The 20,910-nt window shown below is 63.7% G+C and carries 16 protein-coding genes; 6 read left to right on the forward strand and 10 right to left on the reverse strand.

Annotated elements, in window-relative coordinates; genetic code table 11:
* Positions 1-69: 69 nt before the first annotated feature.
* Entirely contained in the window at positions 70-1,050 is a 981-nt protein-coding gene (locus UC34_RS03660; RefSeq protein WP_044454039.1) for a M14 family metallopeptidase, read from the forward strand.
* Between the two features lie 101 nt (positions 1,051-1,151).
* Here the strand turns inward: UC34_RS03660 and UC34_RS25300 are convergent, their stop codons facing one another.
* The 3 genes from UC34_RS25300 to UC34_RS03675 form a co-directional block, all read right to left on the reverse strand.
* Positions 1,152-2,600: a GntP family permease gene (locus tag UC34_RS25300; protein ID WP_044454041.1), complete on the reverse strand. Its 1,449-nt coding sequence runs from the start codon at positions 2,598-2,600 to the stop codon at positions 1,152-1,154.
* On the reverse strand, positions 2,601-3,620 hold the full coding sequence (locus UC34_RS25305) for a patatin-like phospholipase family protein (RefSeq protein WP_044457707.1): 1,020 nt from the start codon (positions 3,618-3,620) through the stop codon (positions 2,601-2,603).
* Positions 3,621-4,028: 408 nt separating this feature from the next.
* Entirely contained in the window at positions 4,029-4,487 is a 459-nt protein-coding gene (locus UC34_RS03675; protein WP_237165228.1) for a winged helix-turn-helix transcriptional regulator, read from the reverse strand.
* A gap of 155 nt (positions 4,488-4,642) precedes the next feature.
* On the opposite strand from UC34_RS03675, the gene UC34_RS03680 reads away from it, so the two are divergent.
* The gene (locus UC34_RS03680) at positions 4,643-5,644 is read left to right on the forward strand and encodes an LLM class flavin-dependent oxidoreductase (protein ID WP_044454043.1); all 1,002 of its coding nucleotides are present in this window, start codon (positions 4,643-4,645) and stop codon (positions 5,642-5,644) included.
* 119 nt (positions 5,645-5,763) lie between these two features.
* On the opposite strand, the gene UC34_RS03685 is transcribed toward UC34_RS03680, so the two are convergent.
* On the reverse strand, positions 5,764-7,032 hold the full coding sequence (locus UC34_RS03685; protein ID WP_044454045.1) for an NAD(P)/FAD-dependent oxidoreductase: 1,269 nt from the start codon (positions 7,030-7,032) through the stop codon (positions 5,764-5,766).
* Positions 7,033-7,158: 126 nt separating this feature from the next.
* Positions 7,159-7,992 carry an aldo/keto reductase gene (locus UC34_RS03690; RefSeq protein ID WP_044454047.1) on the reverse strand — a complete coding sequence of 278 codons (834 nt, stop codon included), beginning with the start codon at positions 7,990-7,992 and terminating at the stop codon, positions 7,159-7,161.
* A gap of 611 nt (positions 7,993-8,603) precedes the next feature.
* Between UC34_RS03690 and UC34_RS03695 the strand changes: the two genes are divergently transcribed.
* Entirely contained in the window at positions 8,604-9,176 is a 573-nt protein-coding gene (locus tag UC34_RS03695; protein ID WP_044454050.1) for a cytochrome b, read from the forward strand.
* A gap of 188 nt (positions 9,177-9,364) precedes the next feature.
* Here UC34_RS03695 and UC34_RS03700 read toward each other — a convergent pair whose 3' ends face one another.
* The 3 genes from UC34_RS03700 to UC34_RS03710 form a co-directional block, all read right to left on the reverse strand.
* A complete protein-coding gene (locus UC34_RS03700) occupies positions 9,365-11,626 on the reverse strand; it encodes a TonB-dependent receptor domain-containing protein (protein ID WP_237165229.1) in 2,262 nt (753 codons plus the stop codon).
* A gap of 188 nt (positions 11,627-11,814) precedes the next feature.
* Complete coding sequence (locus tag UC34_RS03705) at positions 11,815-12,312, reverse strand: DUF2946 family protein (protein ID WP_044454052.1); 498 nt, start codon at positions 12,310-12,312, stop codon at positions 11,815-11,817.
* A gap of 264 nt (positions 12,313-12,576) precedes the next feature.
* Positions 12,577-13,293 carry an OmpW/AlkL family protein gene (locus UC34_RS03710; RefSeq protein ID WP_084070962.1) on the reverse strand — a complete coding sequence of 239 codons (717 nt, stop codon included), beginning with the start codon at positions 13,291-13,293 and terminating at the stop codon, positions 12,577-12,579.
* A 449-nt stretch (positions 13,294-13,742) separates the two neighbouring features.
* Between UC34_RS03710 and UC34_RS03715 the strand changes: the two genes are divergently transcribed.
* Positions 13,743-16,229, forward strand: coding sequence for a penicillin-binding protein 1A (locus UC34_RS03715; RefSeq protein WP_084070964.1), 2,487 nt, complete (start codon positions 13,743-13,745; stop codon positions 16,227-16,229).
* A 247-nt stretch (positions 16,230-16,476) separates the two neighbouring features.
* Complete coding sequence (locus UC34_RS03720; protein ID WP_084070345.1) at positions 16,477-17,340, forward strand: class I SAM-dependent methyltransferase; 864 nt, start codon at positions 16,477-16,479, stop codon at positions 17,338-17,340.
* Positions 17,341-17,573: 233 nt separating this feature from the next.
* Here UC34_RS03720 and UC34_RS03725 read toward each other — a convergent pair whose 3' ends face one another.
* Positions 17,574-18,293, reverse strand: a complete 720-nt coding sequence (locus tag UC34_RS03725; RefSeq protein WP_044454055.1) for a glutathione S-transferase N-terminal domain-containing protein — start codon at positions 18,291-18,293, stop codon at positions 17,574-17,576.
* Between the two features lie 499 nt (positions 18,294-18,792).
* Here UC34_RS03725 and UC34_RS03730 point away from each other — a divergent pair, with 499 nt between their 5' ends.
* Positions 18,793-19,620 carry an alpha/beta fold hydrolase gene (locus UC34_RS03730; protein WP_044454057.1) on the forward strand — a complete coding sequence of 276 codons (828 nt, stop codon included), beginning with the start codon at positions 18,793-18,795 and terminating at the stop codon, positions 19,618-19,620.
* An 87-nt stretch (positions 19,621-19,707) separates the two neighbouring features.
* On the opposite strand, the gene UC34_RS03735 is transcribed toward UC34_RS03730, so the two are convergent.
* The gene (locus UC34_RS03735; RefSeq protein WP_044454058.1) at positions 19,708-20,904 is read right to left on the reverse strand and encodes an amino acid aminotransferase; all 1,197 of its coding nucleotides are present in this window, start codon (positions 20,902-20,904) and stop codon (positions 19,708-19,710) included.
* Positions 20,905-20,910 lie beyond the last annotated feature (6 nt).

The following is a 20,910-nucleotide window of genomic DNA, read 5'->3' on the forward strand; positions in this document are numbered from 1 at the left end:
CGACGTCCGCACTTCCCCTTGCGCGACGTCGTCCCCTTTTTTGCGGCAAACCCTTGCGGAGCACTATCCATGACCACGCTCGAAGCGATCCGCGCCGCCCTGCCGGCGTACCCCATCGAAGTCTCGTTTCCCGATATCACCCGCTGGTGCGAAGGCAACACGGGTATCGACTACCTGCATACGTTCGACAGCGGCAAGCCCGGTAAGCACGTCATGATTCTTGCGCTCACACACGGCAACGAGGTGAGCGGCGCCATCGCCGTCGACGCGCTGCTGGCTTCCGGCCTGCGCCCCGTGTCGGGACGCCTGTCGCTGGGTTTCGGCAACGTGGGTGCGTATGAGGCGTTCAGCGCCGAGAACGCGGACGCCACGCGCTTTCTCGACGAAGACATGAACCGCGTGTGGACGCCGTCGACGCTCGATGGCGAGCGCCAGAGCCGAGAGCTCACGCGCGCGCGCGCCATGCGTCCGTTTATCGACACAGTGGATCTGCTGCTCGATATCCACTCGATGCATGAAGCTTCCGCGCCGCTGATGATGACCGGGCCGCTGGAGAAGGCGATTGCGCTGGCAGCGGAACTGGGCACGCCGGAACACGTCATCATCGACAAGGGCCATGCCAACGGCACCCGCATGCGTGACTACGGCGGCTTCGGCGATCCGGCCAGCCCGAAGAACGCGTTGCTCATCGAGACGGGGCAGCACTTCGCGAAGAGCGCGCGAGATGTGGCGCTCGACAGCGCCGCACGCTTCCTGTTGCACGCGGGTGTCGTGGCCGAGGCCGACGTGGCGCCGTTCCTCACGCAGACGCCGGCGCGACAGAAATTCGTCGAGATCACGCAGCCGGTGGTGGCGCGATCGATGGACTTTCGCTTCTCGCAGCCGTTCACGGGCCTTGAAGTGATCGAGAAGGCCGGGACCGAGATCGCGCGCGACGGCGACGACGTGATCGTCACGCCTTACGACAACTGCGTGATCGTGCAGCCGTCGATGCGTCATCTGGGTGTGAACGTGACGATGATGCGTCTGGGGCGTTTGTTGGATCGCTGAGCGCTCTGCGATCCCGGAAAGAGACACATCACACCCGATGCGGGCCGGTATTGCACCGGCCCGTTTTCATTTGAGCGCGCGTGCGATGTCGCGCAGCGGCGTCAGAACGTGCCGACCAGCGAACCGACGACGATCACCGCCACGAGCGCGATCAGCGCGCTCACGATGCTCGTCATGACGATGTCGAGATAGCTCTCCCGGTGCGTGCTGCCGCAGACCGCCAGCAACGTGACGACCGCGCCGTTGTGCGGCAGGCTGTCGAGCGTGCCCGAAGCGATGACGGCGACGCGGTGCATCAGCGCGGGGTCGATGCCATGCTGCGCGGCGAGGCTCACGTAAGCGGGACCTAGCGCATCGAGGGCAATTGTCAGTCCACCCGATGCGGAACCCGTGATGGCGGCGAGCAGATTGGCCGAGAGCGCGAGCGAGACCAGTGGTCCGCCGTCGATGGTCAGCACCCAGTCGCGCACCAGTTCGAACCCCGGCAGGGCGGCGATGACGCCGCCGTATCCGACGAGACTTGCCGTACACATGATGGGCAGCACCGAGGCGTTGGCGCCGGCATCCATCGTTTTGCGAAGTGCGGGCAGACGCCGCCATTGCAGGATCACGAGCACCAGAATGGCGCTCGCAAGCGCCACGCAAACGCCCCAGACCCCCGCAACGCTTTGCAGCGTGATGCCGCCCCATCTCGGCTCGGCGAGGAAGCTGGCGTCCAGTCGCGGGAAGACGATCACGTTCATCACGAAGTTGCCTGCAATCACCACGAGCAACGGCAGCGCGGCAGTGAAGACGCCGGGAAGGGCATCGTGGCGATGGCCCTGCTCGATTTCCGCCGGATCGAATTCGCGCGCGACGCTGGCGCGCTCGCGCACGACCGTCGGATCGGCGGCTTTGTCCCATACCTCCTGGTCCGCGTAACCATGCCCGCTGCGACGTGCCTGTGCCTCGCGCCACGACAGCCACCAAAGCCCCACGCCCAGCATGATCGCCGAGGCCATCAGGCCAAGGCCGGGCGCGGCAAACGGCGTGGTGCCGAAGAAAGGCATCGGAATCGCGTTCTGAATGGCGGGGGTGCCGGGCATGGCGGACATCGTGAAGGTCGAGGTCCCCAGGGCGATGGCGGCAGGCATCAGGCGCACCGGAATGTTCGCCTCGCGAAAGAGCGCATGCGCCATGGGGGCGAGCACGAAAAATGCCACGAAGAGACTCACGCCGCCGTAGGTCACGAGGGCCCCGCCGAGGACTACGGCAAACATGGCGCGTCGTGCACCCAGCTTCTCGGTCAGAAAGGCGGCGATGGCGCGCACGGCACCGCTGTCTTCCATCAGCTTGCCGAACAACGCGCCGAGCAGGAACAGCGGGAAGAACTGGGCGACGAAGCGCGCAGCGTTCTGCATGAACGTCTGTGTCCAGTGCGCAAGGATCGGCTCACCGGAGAGCGCAGCGGCGAGCATGGCTGCCGCCGGGGCGAGCAACAGCACGCTCCACCCGCGATACGCCAGCCAGACGAGTAGCGCCAGCCCGATCAGAATGCCGGCGAGCTCCATTCAGGGGGCCTCCTGCAACGGATCGAAATCGAGCGACGAACGGCGACCGAGGTCCGCGCCGTGCGCGCGCAGGAAGGCATCCGCGCAGCGGCGTCCCTCATCACGCAGCATCACAAGGAAATCCCATTCGGCCGAGAGCTTCGACGAGTAGCCGAGCGACGTCATCATGTCGCTCGCGATCCGGTGCATGCGCATCTGCGCCCAGCGTTTGCCTTCTTCGCTTCCGGCGTCCACGACCTGACGCAACACCGCGATCATCCGCAGTTCCTTGAGCAGCGTGGCGTTGAACGATACCTCGTTGACGCGGTTCAGAATCTCGCGCGCCGAGCGCGGCACTTCGTTCCGCTCGACCGGATTCACCTGGACGAGGATGGTGTCGCAAGACACCGTCTCGCGCACCAGCGGCGTGATTGACGGATTCCCCGCGTAGCCGCCGTCCCAGTAGGGTTCGCCATCGATGTCGATGGCGCGGTAGAGCATGGGCAGACAGGCGGAGGCGAGCAGGACATCCGGGGTTATCTCGGCGTTGCGAAAGACCCGGCCGCGGCCGGTGCGCACGTTCGTCGCCGTGATAAACAGCTGGATGTCGCTCGGTGCGGTGGCGTTGGCGATGCCGTCGAAATCGATGTGATCGTCGAGCAGTCGACGTAGCGGATTGAATTCGAGGGGCGCGAGATCGTAGGGCGACACGACGCGTGCGGCCAGATCGAAGAACATGAAGAAGGGCGAATTGTCGAGCGACCAGCGCCCGAGCACGATGTCGAGCGGCGTGCGGCGCAACGGACTGAAGCGTCCGGCGTGCGCCACGTCTCGCCAGAACTGTTCGAGTGCGCCGCGCGCGGCGTCGGGGCCGCCTCGGGCATAGCCGGTCGCCAGCACCGCCGCATTCATGGCCCCGGCAGACGTGCCGGAGATGCCCTCGATGTGAAACGGTGCATTGTCGGTGTCGTGCGAGATCGCCTCGAGCAGGCGATCGAGAACACCCCAGGTGAACGCGCCGTGCGCGCCGCCGCCCTGCAAGGCGAGGTCGACGGGAACGGTTGTGCGGGCGCTGGACGACGCGCGCTTGGTGCTTGTGGCACTGGCGGTGCTGGCGGTGTCGGCAGCACTGTCATGACGTGCCGGTCGTGGCGCTTGGAGCGAGCGTTGGGTGGGGCGGGAGCGTGGCATGGTCCCTCGGCGATGCGGCGTTGCCGCTGGGTTCGTGACGAGAGTACGGTGGCAGCAGGTACGCAGTTTGCGCTGCAACATAACCACTGTCTCAGATAAACATGAAATGGGCAACCTCGCGGCGCGGTCGGTTGCCGGGTGCGGGCGGGATGTGTGATGCGCTGTCTGGAGGTGACAGCTATGCCGCGCAGCATTGGGCGGCGTGAGAGCCGCCGCATGGGCCGGCGTCGGGAGGCATGCGGCGGTCCGAGGAGGGCGTCAGGCAGCGTGCTTGACGTTGGCAGCGGCGTCGCCGTCTGTATCGCAGTCTGTGTCGTAATCGGTGGCGGTATCCCCGCCAGGCACGCCGTCCTGCGACGGTTTGCCGCGACGCAAGCTGAGTTGCGCCAGTACGTCGGCGTGCTGATTGCCCCAGCGGTACAGCATTTCGATCGGCTCGATGAACAACTCGCCCAGCGGGGTGAGCGAGTACTCGACCTTGGGGGGCACGACCGCATAGACCTCACGGTGAATCAGGCCATCGCGTTCAAGTTCGCGCAGCGTCTGGGTGAGCATCTTTTTCGAAATGCCGGGCAGACGGCGCTGTAATTCGCCGGTGCGCGTGGTACCGCACTGCAGGGCGTAGAGCACCATGCTCGTCCACTTCACGCTGAAGAGCTCCAGCACACGACGCGGCACGCAGGTTTCCTCGAAGACGAAGGGTTCGCGTTTGCTCATGGTAACCAAATGGTGACTATTCAACTAAAAGGTGCCTACTGGGGATTTTGACCCTTCGTCACTATACTTTGTGACCATAGTGCGCGTCACCCCGTGAGCGTGATGTTCGAGACGTCAGGCCGGGTTCCGTCGCGCGCAGGCTAACGGAGAACTCAATGAGCAGTTTGTCGAAAACCGCCATCTCGATGCTGGATCTGGTGCCGGTGCGCGCAGGTGGCACGGTGGCGGAAGCCCTGAAGCAGTCCACGGAGCTGGCGCAGCACGTCGAACGGCTCGGTTTCACACGTTTCTGGCTGGCGGAACACCACAACATGGACGGCATCGCCAGTTCAGCCACCTCGCTGCTGATCGGGCATATCGCCGACAAGACGTCGCGCATTCGTGTCGGTTCGGGCGGCGTGATGCTGCCGAATCACCCGCCGCTGGTCATTGCCGAGCAATTCGGTACGCTCGCGGCGTTGTATCCGGGGCGCATCGACCTCGGGCTTGGCCGCGCGCCAGGGGCCGATCAGGCGACGATGCGTGCGTTGCGCCGTGACCGGCTGGGCAATGGCGACGATTTTCCCGAACAGGTGGCCGAGTTGCGGGCATTGCTCGCGCCCGCGCAACCGGGCCAACGGCTCGTTGCGACGCCGGGGGCGGGGAGCGACATTCCAGTGTGGTTGCTGGGCTCATCGCTGTACTCGGCGCAACTCGCCGCGCATCTCGGTCTGCCGTACGCATTTGCGTCCCACTTCGCGCCTCGCTTCCTGTTCGACGCGATTCGCATCTACCGCGAGCTATTCCGTCCTTCGGCTGTGCTCGATAAACCATACGTGATGGTGGGTGCGCCGGTCATCGCGGCGCCGACCGATGAAGAGGCCGCATTCCTTGCAACGTCGTCGCAGCAGAAGATTCTCGCGCTCATGCGCGGGCAAAGCCTGAAGCTGCAACCGCCGGTGAGCGATATGGACGAACGCTGGGATCCGGCCGAGCAGCATTCGGTGGAAGCGTTCCTCGGCGTGGCCGTGGTCGGCGGACCGGAGCGGGTCAAGGCGGGGTTGTCGGATCTGGTCGAGCGCACGCAGGCCGACGAACTGATGTTGGTCTCCGACATCTACGATCCGGCGCTGCGCCTGCGCTCTTGCGACATCGTGGCGGCGGTCTGCCGGGGTTGACGGGCGTTCTGTCGGTAGGTGTGCGGTGGGCGTGGCGGTAGGGATGGCGATCGATTGCCGATCGCCATGCGAGTCGATGCCGGCGAGTGCAGGCGTGGCGTACGCCACACCGCATGCCGTCAACGATATCGGCCGATGGAGAACGGGGAGAGATCGATCGCTGGCCGGTCACCGCTGACGAGCCCGGCGATAATGCGCCCGGTCGATGCGGCGGCCGTCAGACCCACGTGGCCGTGCCCGAATGCGTAGAACGCATTCGGCACTTTCGACGCGGCGCCGAGCACGGGCAACGAGTCGGGCGTACTCGGTCGGAATCCTTGCCAGCGCGCCCCATCGACCGACTGCGTGGCCTTGGCCCCTTGCACCGCGCCCGGAAACATCTTGTGCAATTGTCTGATCAGCAGATCGGCACGTCGCCAGTTCGGCGGCGCTTGCAGACCTGCGAGCTCAACCGTGCCCGCGCCGCGAAGCCGGCCATCCATCGGCGTGGCGAACAACTTGCCTTCGGCCCACATCACAGGACGTGAAGGCATCTCGTCGGGCGCCGCAATTTCCACGTGGTAGCCACGTTCGGTATCGAACACGAGGTTGTCGCCCAACTGCCGTACGAATGGTGCGGACCAGGCGCCTGCGGCGACAACGACGGCGCTGGCGGCTTCGCGTCCCTTGTCGGTATGCACGGCGACGGCCTGCGCGCCATTGGTCTCGATTGCCGTGGCGGCAGCATCGACGACACGTCCCCCCCGCGCGACAACCTGCGCCGTCAGACGCGCCAGCAGTGCGCCCGGGTCCGACGTGTGCCCCGTCTCGCTGATGTACCGCGCGCCGATGAAGTCGCGCGAGAGCGTGGGTTCGAACTCACGCAGCGCGCCGGCATCCAGGGTCTCGATGTGCACGCCATTCTCCCGACGCAGCGCCATGCCACCTTCATCGCCCGCCATGCCGCGCTCACTCGAATACGCAATGAGATAACCGCGGCGCGTGACCAGATCGTTCGCCCCGGCATCGTCGAGCAGCGGCTGGTAAGCATCGAGCGCCGGGCCGAGCAGCGCCCGCAATGCCCGAGCCTGCGCAGCAACGCGTGCGGGCTGGCTCGCGGCAATGAAACGCATGAGCCACGGCACCATGCGCGGAAGATAGCCCCAACGCAGCACCAGCGGCCCGTCCGGTTGCATAAGCCATCCCGGCACCTGCCAGAGCACGCCGGGCATGGCGATGGGAACGACCGACGAGCCGTTGATGCACCCGGCGTTCCCCAATGACGCGGCCTGTCGCGCCGATTGCCGGTCCACGAGAGTAACGGCGCGCCCGGCACGCTGAAGATAGGCGGCGGTACACACACCGACCAAACCGCCCCCGATAACGACGACGGGACGTGAATCGCTCATGAACGCGTCCTGCGAAAAATCGAAAACGCGTAGTGTACTGCCAGTGGGGTACCTGGGCGCTGGGTCAGGCATTCACGATCGGGCATCCTCGACATTCACGCGCGTTTTTCGATGCCGCATCAACGCTCAAATCATTTCCAGCGGACGCTTGCGTGATGGCGCTTCAAAGTGGTGGTCCAGCAGCGCGAGTTCTTCGGACGTCAGTTCGATGTCGTGCGCCGCGCGATTGGCGCGCACATGCGCCTCGGACCCGGCCTTCGGAATGGCGATGACGCCGGGTCGGCTCATGACCCAGGCGAGCGCGATCTGCAATGGCTCAACATGACGTTTGCGCGCCATCTCACCCAGAACGCCGCTTGTCGGCAACCGGCCTTGCTCGATGGGCGAGTAAGCCATCATCGGAAGTTTGCGCGCAGCAAGCCACGGCGCCAGATCGTATTCGGGACCGCGTCGAGACAAATTGAACAGCACCTGATCGGTGGCGCATGCGTCGCCACCGGGTGCGTCGAACAGTTCCTTCATGTCGTCCGTATCGAAGTTGCTCACGCCCCACTGACGAATCTTGCCTGCGTCGATCAAGGCTTCGAAACCCGCAATCGTGTCCTCGAGCGGGACATCGCCTCGCCAGTGCAGCAGATACAGGTCGATGTGGTCGGTGCGCAAGCGAGAGAGGCTTCGTTCGCATGCGGCAACGACGCCGCGCTTCGAGGCATTGTGCGGATAGACCTTGCTCACGAGGAACACGTCGTCTCGCAGGCCGTCGAGCGCTTCGCCCACGAGACTCTCCGTCGCACCTTCGCCGTACATCTCGGCGGTATCGACCAGTGTCATGCCCAGCGACACGCCGAGCCGCAACGCAGCGATTTCCTCGCGACGCCGCTCGGGCTTCTCACCCATCATCCACGTGCCCTGACCCAGCACCGGCACCGTGTCGCCCTGAGGGAAAGCAATCTTTCGCATGATCTGTCCTCCTGGATTTCTGTGACCGATTTTGATGACCATTATCTGCCTGCAAGTCCAACGATGACCAGAGCGGTGAGGGCTTCACGCAACACTTCGAGGCGGCGTCCTATCTTTTGCTTCGGATTCGTCCTAGACATGGGGCAGACATATCCGCTTTTGCATTCGTACCGCCAATCTCTCGGATAGTTCACAACCGCGACGCCATCGTGGTGCGATACGCTTGTCTCACCGATGCGCATTGCGAATGTTTCTCCGCAGCGAGACGGCTCGGTGAAGGCTCCAGCGATGTGCATCGGTGCGTGGTTCCGGGCAGAGAAAGGGGATTTGCTGCGAGACAAAAAATGAAGCGGAAAAAGAAAGCCCCGCGAAGGGGGCTTTAAAGGCCGACCGGGCATGCGTCGGCCAAGGAGGTTCAACGATCGGTCGGGAATTGCGGATGTGTTCGCGCCGCAGACACATTGTCGGCAATGCTGTGCAATCGATGAGCAGGAGGAATCCGAATGTCGCAAGGAAGATCGAGTAACAAAATGTGACGATTTGCGACCTTTTCGTGACAGGACGCGAACGCGATAATGTGGGCACCCAAAACAGCAGAGGAGTCCCCCGAGATGGCCAAAGCGATCAAGTTCCATTCACTCGGCTCGTCGCTCTCGCCGATCGAGCGCTATGCACCACCGGCGATCTTTTTCCACTGGGCCGTCGCCTTGCTGGTCGTGATCGCGTATGCGGCCGTGATTACGAAGGGATATCTGCCGAAGGGGAGTGCGCCACGGGCGCTGTCCATGACCATTCACGAGTGGGCTGGCATTGCGGTGCTGATTCTGGCCGTCCCGCGCTTGTTGTGGCGACTGATCAAGGGGGCGCCGGGGGCATTACCCGGTCAGGGATGGCTCGTGCGTTTCGGTTCGTCGGTCGTGCACTTGCTGCTGTACGTATTTCTCTTTGCGCAGCCGGTGCTGGGGTATCTCACGCTCAACGCCGGCGGACATGTGCTGACGATTCCGGGGCTCGACATCGCGCTCCCGCAGTTCATCGGAAAGGATGACGAGGTGCTCGGGTCGATCAAGGACATCCACGAAACGCTGGGAAGCGCGTTTTACTGGGTCATTGGGCTGCATGCGCTGGCTGCCCTGTGGCACCACTACTTCCGTCGCGACGACACGCTGCGTCGCATCGTTTGATACGACGCAGCGCGTTGCCGCGGTGACCGTGATCCGATGACCCGATGACCCGATGACCCGATGACCCGATGACCCGATGACCCGATGACCCGATGACGTGATGCGCGGCGCCGGAGCGACGCCGTGCAACGCACGTGTGTCAAAGGGGCGCGCCGCCGGTTGCCCTCACAGAAACGACGTGTGTGCGATCAGAACGCAAATCGCACGCCAGCGAACATGCTGCGCCCGTCACCGGGGTAAAACACGGCGGTGTTTGCGGTTCTGGCGTCCGTCACCGTGCTGAAGTCGGAGACATAGCGCTTGTCGGTCAGGTTACGTGCGTCGACGTAAAACGTGACGCCGCGCTCAAGCTGGTACGACGCCTGCAAACCGATGAGCGTATACGCAGGCACGCGCATCGTGTTCGCATAGTCGACCCACGCGCCGGTAGGCACCCAGTCGAGCGATGCCGAGACTTGCAAGCGATTCGTCAACGCATAGCCAAGCGTCGTGCGCAGAACGTGCGTCGGCACGCCGGCAATACGATTGTTTCCGTATTGCGGGTCGTTCTGGAAGCGGAAGTCGCTGTAGTTCCAGAGCTGCGAGACCGTCACCCGATCGCCCGTTGCTATCACGTTCTTTAACAAATCGACCGAAGCGCCAACTTCAAGACCTTGCAGCACCGTCTTGTTCGCATTGAAAGTGGACGCAGGCACATTGGGATTCGTCGTGTATTGCAGCAACTGATCGCGCACGAGCGAACGGTAAGCCGTAAGGTCCCACGCCACGCGATCGAGCTTGCCACGGGTGCCGACTTCGAGAGTCCAGGCATGCTGCGACGCGAGCGGCACGAAGCGGGACGTCGCGCCGAAGGTTTGCGACAGGTCGGTGAAGTCGGGAACATCGGCACTGCGCGTGACATCGATGAACGCCTGCACGTCTTTGCGCGGTTCCCAGATGAGACCGATCTTCGGATTCACGCCCGAGTAAGCCGCGCTCGTCGAGCGATAGTTGGCGTCGCCGGGCAGGCCGCCGTAGTCGATGTACTGACGCACGTCGCGATAGGCCTTTGCGCCGACCATCAACCCCAGTGTCGGGAGGAAGAAGAGGCGGTTCTCGAAATACGCTTCGTAGTTGTACGCGCTCTGGCGGGAGTCGAGCGTTTGCGCGCCACGGTTGCCGTTCACGTTGACATATTGATCGGCCTTGGTATTGCCGCCGAAGAAGCGCGCCCCGACGATCAGGTCATTGCGCATGCCCGCAAGTGTCAGGTTTGCCGTGTATCGCGGCGCGACGCCGTAGGTCCAACCGTCCTGATCGATGACCTGAAAGATCGGGTGATAGAGACTCTTGTGAATGACCCACGACGCAATATCGAGTTGGCCGACATCGAAGCGGATGGTCGTCAGGTTACCCAGCCGCTCGGTGCGCGTATTGCGCGCCTGATCGCCCGAGACGGCCGAGGCTGCGGCTTTCGTGGGATTGTTGAGTGCGTCGAAGAGCGAGAGCGTACCGGGCAGTTTCTGATCGACGATGTAGGCGCCGAAGAAGAATCGCGTTTCAACGCGTGGCGAGAATTTGTAGCCGATGTTCGCATTGATCTGGGCGTAGTTGCCCTTGGCGTGATCGCGGTAACCGTCGGAACGATTGAGCGTGACGGTTGCCAGCGCATCGAGTGGGCCGAAGATGCGCGACATCTGGCCGCTCGCGCGTACGGTGCCGAAACTGCCGCCTTCCACACGGAACTGGTTGGGGGCATCCGCCGTGTAGGCCGTGGGCGTCACGAAATTCAAGGCGCCGCCCAGCGTGGTCGAACCGTAGGTCAGGCCGTTCCCTCCCTTGTAGATTTCAGTCGAGCGCAGGCCCATCGGGTCGATCTGGTAGAAATCGCCGCTACCGTCTGCCGAGTTGGTCGGAATGCCGTCCTGCAAGATTTCCAGACCGCGCACGTGATAGCCGCGTGCAATGCCCGAACCACGAATCGACAGGCGAAGCTCCTGGCCGTATCGGTTTTGAACGAAGACGCCGGGACTGTCCTTGAGCACGTCGCGCAAGTTAAACGCGTAAGTGTTCTGATACGAGTCGGCATCGACGAAACCGACCGACCCCGCTGTCTGGAAGAGGTTGGCTTTCTGCTCGTCTACGCTCGGAGAGGTCAGTGATTCCGCCGGCGCGGTGACCGTCGTGGTCGGCAGGGTCGCCGCTGGCGCACTGTTGCTTTCTGCCGCTGTGGGGGCGACGGTCTGTGCCAGTTGCCATGCCGGTGCTGGTGTGGCCGTGCTTGCTGTCAGTTCGTTCGTATGCGCGTTGGCGCGCTGGTCAACGTGTGTTGCTGCATGCGTGGCGTCGACGGCAACGCTCAAGCCGGTGGCTGCCGGATCGTTAGTGAGTGCGTGTGCGGTACCGCCCAGCGAGGCGAGGGCGAGCGCGATGGCCGTTTGCAACGGCTTCTGCGTCATGGGACGTGACATGAAGGTCTCTCTCGCGACCGTGCGACGGTCGCTTGTTGATCGATCGTGAGGTGACGAACGCGACGGATCCGCGCGTGGCACAAGAGGCAGTCACGTGTGCGTGCAACCTGCGCGAAGACGGCGCAAGCGAGCGAAGCTCGGCGCGTTCGACGGGGTCTGCCCGGCATCGAGGCCGGGGGGGCGAGGGATCAGGCGGAAAGAGACGGCGGCGCGCGCGCCAGGGCGTCGGAGAATCGGGCGCGCGGGAAATAAGACACCAACGCCCGGGGAGCGACGTCGATACCGCCTTGCGAGGCGGGCGGGGGAGTATGGAAATCGGTGGTGACGAGCGGCTGGTGCGCCCACAGCGCACAGTAACCGCACTTCTCCCAATGATCCGCAGAGGCTAGCGAATGATCGCTGCCGCCATGGCTGCTTTGCAGACCTGCGGGCTGCGCATGCGCGGGGGGCGCCTGCGCGTCGTCGTGTCCGCTGTGGCCGTCATGGGCCGGTTCGCGCAATGCCTGCGCACGCGGGGCGGTATTCGCACCGAGCGCGGCTTGCGCGCCTTGCACGGTGCAGTAGACCGCGAACGGGTCCTGCTGCGTGGCAGCCCGCCATTGCGCAATCGCCGGCATAAGCGCGGCCAGCAGGATCGCAAGCAAGGCGATCCCGATGGCGACGCGATGCTGACGGAGCTTGCGCATGACTTGACCGGGTAATGGGAGGTTGAGGCCGGCGCATCATTGGCGAATATGCTAATGACGTATTCGGATAATGGCGCTCCTCAGGGAACCAGGCATTGTAGGTGCTGTCGTCGCGTGGCGTAAATGCTTTGCGTTCTCATGTCGGGATGACGCGACAATTTGACGCATCGCCCTTTTTTCGAAGGAGGGAAAGCTGTGCCACGGCCCACGCGGCGCGTGGCGTTCCCTACCGGCTGTCAGAACTTGACTGTCAGAACCTGGCCGTCAGAACTTCATACCCACGCCGACACCGACGATCAAGGGATCGATGTGCAGGGTTCCGAGATCCGTGCCGGCCAGCGAGGTATCCGTCTTCATCCAGATTTTCTTGATGTCGACGTTGAAGAACAGAGTTTTCGTCATCTGAATGTCCACGCCTGCTTGCAGTGCCGGACCGACGCTGTGGTTCTTGATCTCGATGGGCGTGCCGCCTGCGTTGAGATTGCTGTTCCAGAACCGGGTGTAGTTGATACCCGCACCCACGTACGGACGGATTTTGCCTGCGTGGTTGAAGTGGTATTGCAACAGTAACGTGGGCGGCAGCACGTTCACGCCGCCCAGATGCCCGAGGCGGGAGGTCAGTTGATGACGCGACATCCCGAGAATCAGCTCGACGCCCACGTTGTCCAGAATCATGTACGTGAAATCGAGCTCGGGAACGATGGCGTTGTTGACCGTGACACCGAGCGTGGGCAACACATTACCGCTCGCATGAGAGTCCGGCATGATGCCGATGGCACGTACGCGCGCCAGGATGTCCCCGGCGTAGATGCCCTGTGAGCTGTCCTTGATGAAGCCGAAGGTCCTGGCTGTCTGAGGCGTGTCGGACGCCGCGTTGTCGGACATTTGCGAGGCGTTTTGTGCGTTGGCGGATGCGCTGCACAAGGCGGCGCCGGTAATCAATGCGGCTGCGATGGCCGCGGCGCCGAAGGCGGGCTTCATGATGTTTTCCAAAGTCGTGAATGAGCACGTCCGATGGTAGAAGCAGGTCGCAGCAGCGCATTTGATGCGCGTCAAGCGCGAGAGATCGTGCGCGGTGCCTGCGACAAACTGTCGCGAACCCACATGCGGCGGCGTGTCGAGGTGAGAAGGTGGGAAGGTGGGAAGGTGGGAAGGTGAGAAGGTGAGAAATGCGTGACGCGCTTTTCTATCGCCGAGCGGTGGACGGCGTCGACAGTCGACGGGACTTCGTCGGCCGGGGGCGGTCACCGCCTGACATCGATCGTGACGCCTCCCGGTTTTGGTAGGATGCGGACTTTGCCACGCTGTCCCTCATCGTGAAGCGCCCGATTTCGTCGCTATTTTCGTCGCTGTTTTCCTCGCTGTTGCATGCCACCGCGCAGGCGGGCCGGCATGGCCTGCGTCTGTTGCAACGGCTGCGGCCCTACGCCATGCGAGTCTGGTATCACCTGCGCCATCCCACGCGCCGCGGGATATTGATCGCCATTGCCGCGCTCCCGTGTCTGCTTGTCGCCTACACGCTCGTGCTGATTCCGTTCACGCCGGGCATTCGCGATATCCGGCGTGCGAAAGTCGATCAACCTGCGCAAGTGCTGTCTGTCGACGGCAAACTGCTCGCGGAGTTCCGGCCGTCCAATCGCGAATGGGTCTCGCTCAAGGATGTGTCGCCGAACGTCGTCAAGGCGCTGGTGTCGACGGAAGACCACCGCTTTTACGAGCATCACGGCATCGACCTGAAGCGTACGGCAGGCGCGGCACTGCGGACGTTCTCGGGCGACCGCCAGGGCGGCTCGACCATTACCCAACAGCTTGCGCGCAATCTGTATCCCGACGATATCGGTCGTGCGCCCACGCTCACCCGCAAGCTAAAGGAAGCCATCACGGCGCTCAAGATCGAGGCGCTCTATACCAAGGCCGAGATTCTCGAGACGTATCTGAACACCGTGCCGTTTCTCTATAACGCCTACGGCATCGAAATGGCGGCGCGCACATATTTCGACAAGTCTGCGGACCAGTTGGACGTCGTCGAAGCCGCGACGCTCGTGGGCATGCTCAAGGGAAATAGCTACTACAACCCGGTGATCAATCCTGAGCGTGCGCTGCAACGTCGCAATACCGTGCTCGCGCAGATGGTCAAGTTCGGCGACCTCGATGCGTCGAAGCTCGCGGCGTTGCAAAAGCGTCCGCTGCGCATCGATTTCGAGCGGCAGACGGAGGCGCCGGGGCCCGCGCCGCACTTCGCGCAGCAATTGCGCAAATGGCTCATCGGCTGGGCGGATCGCAACGGCTACAACATTTATTCCGATGGTCTGGTGGTGCACACCACCATCGACTCGCGTTTGCAGACGATGGCAACGCAGGCGCTCACGCGTCAGGCGAACCAACTGCAAGGCATTGCCGACGCCAACTGGTCGGCGCGCGGCGGCTGGCGCGACAGCACGGCGCTGGTGCAGGCTTTCGTGCGCGAATCGGCCGAATACCGCAGCGCGATTGCGGGCGGGGAAGCACCGGAAGCCGCCATGAAGCGCCTGTTGGCGGACAAGGCATTCATGCAAAATCTGCGGGCGACGAAGACGCGCCTTCAGGCCGGTTTTTTCGCCATCGATCCGCGAACGGGCGAGATTCGCGCGTGGGTCGGCAGTCGCGACTTCACGACGGATCCGTTCGATCATGTGCAGCAGGCGCGTCGTCAGCCCGGTTCGACGTTCAAGCCTTTCGTCTACGGTGCCGCGTTCATCAAGGGACGTAAGCCCGACGACACGATCATCGATCAGCCGGTCGAAATTCCGCTCGCGGGCGGCGAGATCTGGCGCCCCAGCGACGATACGCCGCCCACCAACAAGCCAATGAAGCTGAGCGACGCGCTGGCCCAGTCGCGCAATACCGTGACGGCGCAGTTGATGCAGGACGTGGGGCCGTCGCGCGTTGTCGGGCTCGCGCGCGCCATGGGCGTGCGTGAGAGCAAGCTGGACGCGGTGCCATCGTTGGCATTGGGTACGAGCCCCGTCTCGCTCAAAGAGATGGTCGCGGCGTACGGCACGATTGCAGACGGGGGCGAGTATCGCGAGCCGACGATGGTCACGCAAATCACCAATGGCGACGGCGAAGTGCTGGCGACATTCTCGCCCGCGCGTGCCGAGCGCGCGCTCTCGGAGAGCGACGATTACACGCTGCTCGATACGATGCGCGGTGTCATCAATCGGGGTACGGGCAATGCGATTCGTACCCGTTTCGGGATTCGCGCCGACGTCGCCGGCAAGACCGGCACTACGCAAAACAACACCGACGGGTGGTTCATTCTGATGCAGCCACACTTGGTGGCGGGGGCCTGGGTGGGTTTCAACGACAGTCGCATCACGCTGCGCAGCGATTATTGGGGGCAGGGCGCGCACAGCGCGTTGCCGATCGTCGGCGACGTGTTCTCGCGTGCATTGCGCGCCAAGGTCATCGACGGGAACGTCAGGTTCGAGGCGCCGGACGATCACCGCTGGTATCGCGATCTATGGACGCGCGCATCGGATTGGGTGACGGGTCTGTTCACGAAGCAGCCTGACGCGCCGAAGCCGAAGGCACCCGCGAAACGTCCGGCAACGCCCGCGCCGGCGTCCTCCACCGTGCCTACGCCTGGTGCGGCGAGCGAGAGCGAGCCGTCGCCGCTGCCGGTGCCGATCGCCTCGGCGGTGCTGGCGCAGCCTGACTATTCACCGGGGGCCAGCGCCCCCGCGCCGCATGGCGCCACGATTCCGGGGGTGCCCGGTGAGTGGAACGGGCCGGGTGGTGCGCCGTCCGGTGCCGCAGCACCTGCGCCTGCCGCCGGTAACGTCATGCCCTCGCCACTGACGCCGCCGGTCTTGCCACAGAATCCGGCGCCAGTTCCGGCACCAATTCCGGCGCCTGCCCCCGCTTCGGCGCAATAGTGGCGCAGCAGTGGGGGGCAGTCGTTGGTGCAATCGTGGGAGCGCCGTGGGTGAAGTCATTGGCGCGGTCAGGGGATATCCGGTCGCATTCCGATGCGCGGCTGCCGTAAAAAACGCTTGACCTAAAGTCCACTTGAATTGGCAAACTGGTCGGCATGCGCGTTGCCGTACGCACCGACCGACATCATGGGGATCGACCGATGTGAGTTCGGCGCGCACTTCCCTTTACTTGATACGAGGTTTGCCGATGACCGAAATCGCCAATCAGGACCAGTCCGCGCTATGGAACGGACGCTCGGGCGCCGCATGGGTGGACAATCGGGCGGTGCTCGACCAGATGTTCGTGCCGCTCGCCACGTTTCTGACCGACCGTGCCCGCGATGTCGCACAAGGCGCGCCCTCCGGCCGTTTGCTCGACGTGGGGTGTGGCACGGGCGGCGCGACGCTGGCATTGTCTGACGCGCTCGGTGGACACTGGGCGCTCACGGGGGCCGACATCTCCGCGCCGATGATTGCCGAAGCTCGTATGCGCGCGGCGCACGCTCGACGGGCGGTCGAATTTGTCTGCGCAGACGTGCAAACTCACGCGTTCGCCGGTGAACCGTTCGATCTCATCGTCTCGCGTCTCGGCGTGATGTTCTTCGACGATCCGGTGACCGCTTTCGCCAACTTGCGCCGTGCGGCGCGACCGGGTGCGCGGTTGCACATGCTCGCGTGGCGTGGACCGTCGGAGAATCCGTTCATGACGGTAGCAGAGCGTGCGGCCCAGCCGTTACTTCCCGATCTTGCACGGCGGGTGCCCGGTGCCCCGGGCCAGTTCGGCTTTGCCGATCGCGCGCGTGTCGAAGCCATTCTGACGTCGAGTGGGTGGACCGACGTGTCGCTGACGCCTGTGCAATTCGACTGCACATTCGCGCTGGCCGACTTGCGTGAGTACACCACACGCCTTGGCCCGGTAGGGCTGGCTTTGGCGCAACGCACGCCGGCGCAGCGAGCGAGCATTGCCGACGCGCTCGTCGAGGCTTACGGCCCCTTCATCAAAGACGACGAAGTGCGCTTCACGGCAGCGTGCTGGCACCTCTCGGCGCGTGCCCCCGCGTTGCCCGCGTGATGTTCAACGCAACGTTCGCGCATCGCCGTCACGACGGCGTGCGGCGGCAGTGTCGCCGCGGCGCCTGGCGTGCTCGTTGTGTACGCTGTGTTTGCTGCATTTGATATGTCCCGCCGGAGCGTCGGTCCGACATCCGGCGGGGATGAGCGCCTCGGGCAACGTCGCGACCTCGGATCGGCGCATCGGCAGGCGGTGCGCCAGCCCCGTTTTCGCGATGCCGCGAAGGCGTCCCGTCAGGCCGGACGTTTCGGAATGTCCAGCCCGCGAATCACTGCGGGGCGCGCGACGAACGCGGCGAGCGCGCGCTGCACATGCTTGAACTGATCGAAGCCGACCAGGTCCCCGGCCTCATAAAAGCCGACGAGATTGCGAATCCACGGGAACGTGGCGATATCTGCAATGGTGTACGCATCGCCCATGATCCATTGACGATCGGCCAGATGCGCGTCGAGCACGCCAAGCAGCCGCCTGGATTCCGCGACATAGCGCTCGCGCGGACGCTTGTCTTCGTACTCCTTGCCGGCGAACTTGTGGAAGAAGCCGAGCTGCCCGAACATCGGGCCGACGCCGCCCATCTGGAACATCACCCATTGCAGAGTTTCGTAGCGCGCCGCCGGGTCGAGGGGCAGCAGCTTGCCGGTCTTCTCGGCGAGATACCAGAGGATCGCGCCTGATTCGAACAACGGCAACGGCTTGCCGCCGGGGCCGTTCGGATCGAGGATCGCGGGAATCTTGTTGTTCGGATTCAGCGACAGAAATTCGGGCGAGAACTGGTCGTCGGTCTGGAAGCTGACGAGGTGAACTTCGTAGGGCAGCCCGATCTCTTCGAGCATGATCGATACCTTCACGCCGTTGGGCGTGGGCAGCGAATACAGTTGCAGACGTTCCGGATGCGCAGCGGGCCACTTGCGTGTGATCGGGAACTGGGACAAATCGACGGACGGAGCAGGCATGGGGATCGACGCATGGGTGGTTGAGCGGCGCTCGAGCGCCGCGGGACGCCCAATATAACGCCAAGTGCGCCCACGTGCTGGCGAACACATCGACAGTCCCGGCCTTTCGCGCGCTCGCAAACGACGCCTGAAATGTCAGGCGCCCTTTCATGACAGGCATGGGGCAGGTTTCATGAATGTCGCTCACGCGCCCGTCAAAAAAACTCACCTTGCAACCGCGCTCATCGACGCCTTAAATTGAAAGCCTTCGTTCGCGTCGGCAGGTCCCGGCGCACGAAGTCTCCTCACGCCGGGCGGCGCGTAATTTTTTATTCCGCCGCGCCGTCTGTTGTGTTGTGACGTGGCATCCCGCCTGCCGTCACGTCGTAAGCGACGCCCAGCGGTCACGAGCGGTCACGAGCGATCACGAGCGATCACGAGCGACCGTCGGCGGCGCCATATTGCGACGCTCTCGCTACCGTTCTTAGGCCCCCATCGCGCACTGCGCAAGGATGACACCATGAGCACGTTCAAGACGAAGGATGGCACCTCGATTTTCTACAAGGACTGGGGCAAGGGCCGCCCGGTCGTGTTTTCCCACGGTTGGCCGCTGTGCGCCGACGCCTGGGACGCACAAATGCTGTTCCTGGTGCAGCACGGTTTCCGTGTCGTGGCCCATGATCGCCGTGGCCATGGCCGCTCGGACCAGCCGGGCGCCGGCAACGATATGGATACGTACGCCGACGATCTCGCAGCCCTCGTCGAGCATCTCGATCTGAAGGACGCTACGTTTGTGGGGCATTCGACCGGCGGCGGCGAAGTTGCGCACTACCTCGGTCGCCATGGCACGTCGCGTGCCGCACAAGCCGTGCTCATCGGGGCGGTCCCGCCTGTCATGGTGAAGTCGGAGAAGAATCCGAACGGCCTGCCGATGGCCGTGTTCGACGAAATCCGGGCGAATGTGGCAGCCAATCGTTCGCAGTTCTACCGGGATCTGGCCGTGCCGTTCTACGGCTACAACCGCCCCAGCGCCAAACAGTCGCAAGGGGTCATCGATGCGTTCTGGTTGCAGGGCATGTGGGGTTCGCACCTTGGGCAGTACCTGTGCGTGAAGGAGTTCTCCGAGGTCGACTACACCGAGGATCTGAAGAAGATCGACGTGCCCGTGCTCGTGCTGCATGGCGACGACGATCAGATCGTGCCCATCGACGATTCCGGCAAGCTCACGGCAAAGATCGTCAAGAACGCCACACTGAAGGTCTATCCGGGCGGCTCACACGGCATGTGTACCGTGGAGGCGGACAAGGTGAACGCCGATTTGCTGGAGTTTCTGCGCAAGGCTTCGTAATTCGCCTGCGCGCATGAAAAAAGGGACGGCGGATGCCGTCCCTGTCCCTTTTGCTGGTCTGCACATTCAGGCAGTACCGATGCCTGTTCAGCCCTGGAGCACCTTGGCGATGCTGTCGGCCACGACGGCGACGTTGCTTTCGTTCAGACCCGCCACGCACATACGGCCCGAGCGAATCAGATAGACGCCGTGCGCTTCGCGCAGCACGTCGACCTGCGCTGCCGTCAGGCCCGTGTACGTGAACATGCCGCGCTGTTCCAGATAGCGCGAGAGCATGTTGTCCGGCACGCGAGTGCGCAGACCTTCATGGATCGCGCCACGCATGCGGGTAATGCGCTGGCACATCGTCGTGAGTTCGTCTTCCCACGACTTGCGCAGCGCCGGCGTGCTGAGCACCTTGGCCACGATCTTCGCGCCATGCGTCGGCGGGTTGCTGTAGTTCGAGCGCACGGCGCTGGTGAGCTGGCCCAGCACGCGCTCGGCCGCTTCCGACGACTCGCAGATGACCGACAGGCCACCGCAACGCTCGCCATACAGCGAGAAGTTCTTCGAGAACGAGTTGGCGACGAACGCCGGCAGGCCCTGGCGTGCCAGTTCGCGGATCACGAAGGCGTCGGCGTCGATACCCGAGCCGAAACCCTGATAAGCCATGTCGACGAAAGGCAGCAGTTCGCGCTTCTTGAGCACTTCGATCAACTGCACCCACTGCGCATCGTTCAGATCGACACCGGTCGGGTTGTGGCAGCAGGCGTGCAGCAGCACGACGCTGCGTGCCGGCAACTTGTCGATGGCGTCGACCATCGCTTCGAATTGCAGGCCGCCCGTGGCTTCGTCGTAATACGGGTACGTATTCACGGTGAACCCGGCACGCTCGAAAATGAAGCGATGGTTGTCCCACGTCGGATCGCTCACCCACACCTGCGAACCGGGGAAGTAACGCTTGATGAAGTCCGCGCCGACCTTGAGTGCGCCCGAACCGCCGAGGGTCTGCACGGTGGCGATGCTGCCGTTCTTGCGTGCGGGAGCGTCTTCGCCGAACACGAGGCCCTGGACGGCGTCGCGATAGTTGGCGAAACCGGCCATCGGCAGATACGGCTTCGGACCCACCTCGGCGAGCAGCAAGGCTTCGGCCTGGCGCACCGCGTCCATGACCGGCAACCGGCCAGCGTCGTCGTAATAGATGCCGATGCTCAGGTTGACCTTGTTGGTTCGCGGGTCCTTCGCGAAATTCTCGTTCAGCGAGAGGATCGGGTCACCGGGATAGGCATCGATATGTTCGAACATGGCAGT

The organism is Pandoraea vervacti (genome assembly GCF_000934605.2).
GTDB classification, from domain to species: Bacteria; Pseudomonadota; Gammaproteobacteria; order Burkholderiales; family Burkholderiaceae; genus Pandoraea; species Pandoraea vervacti.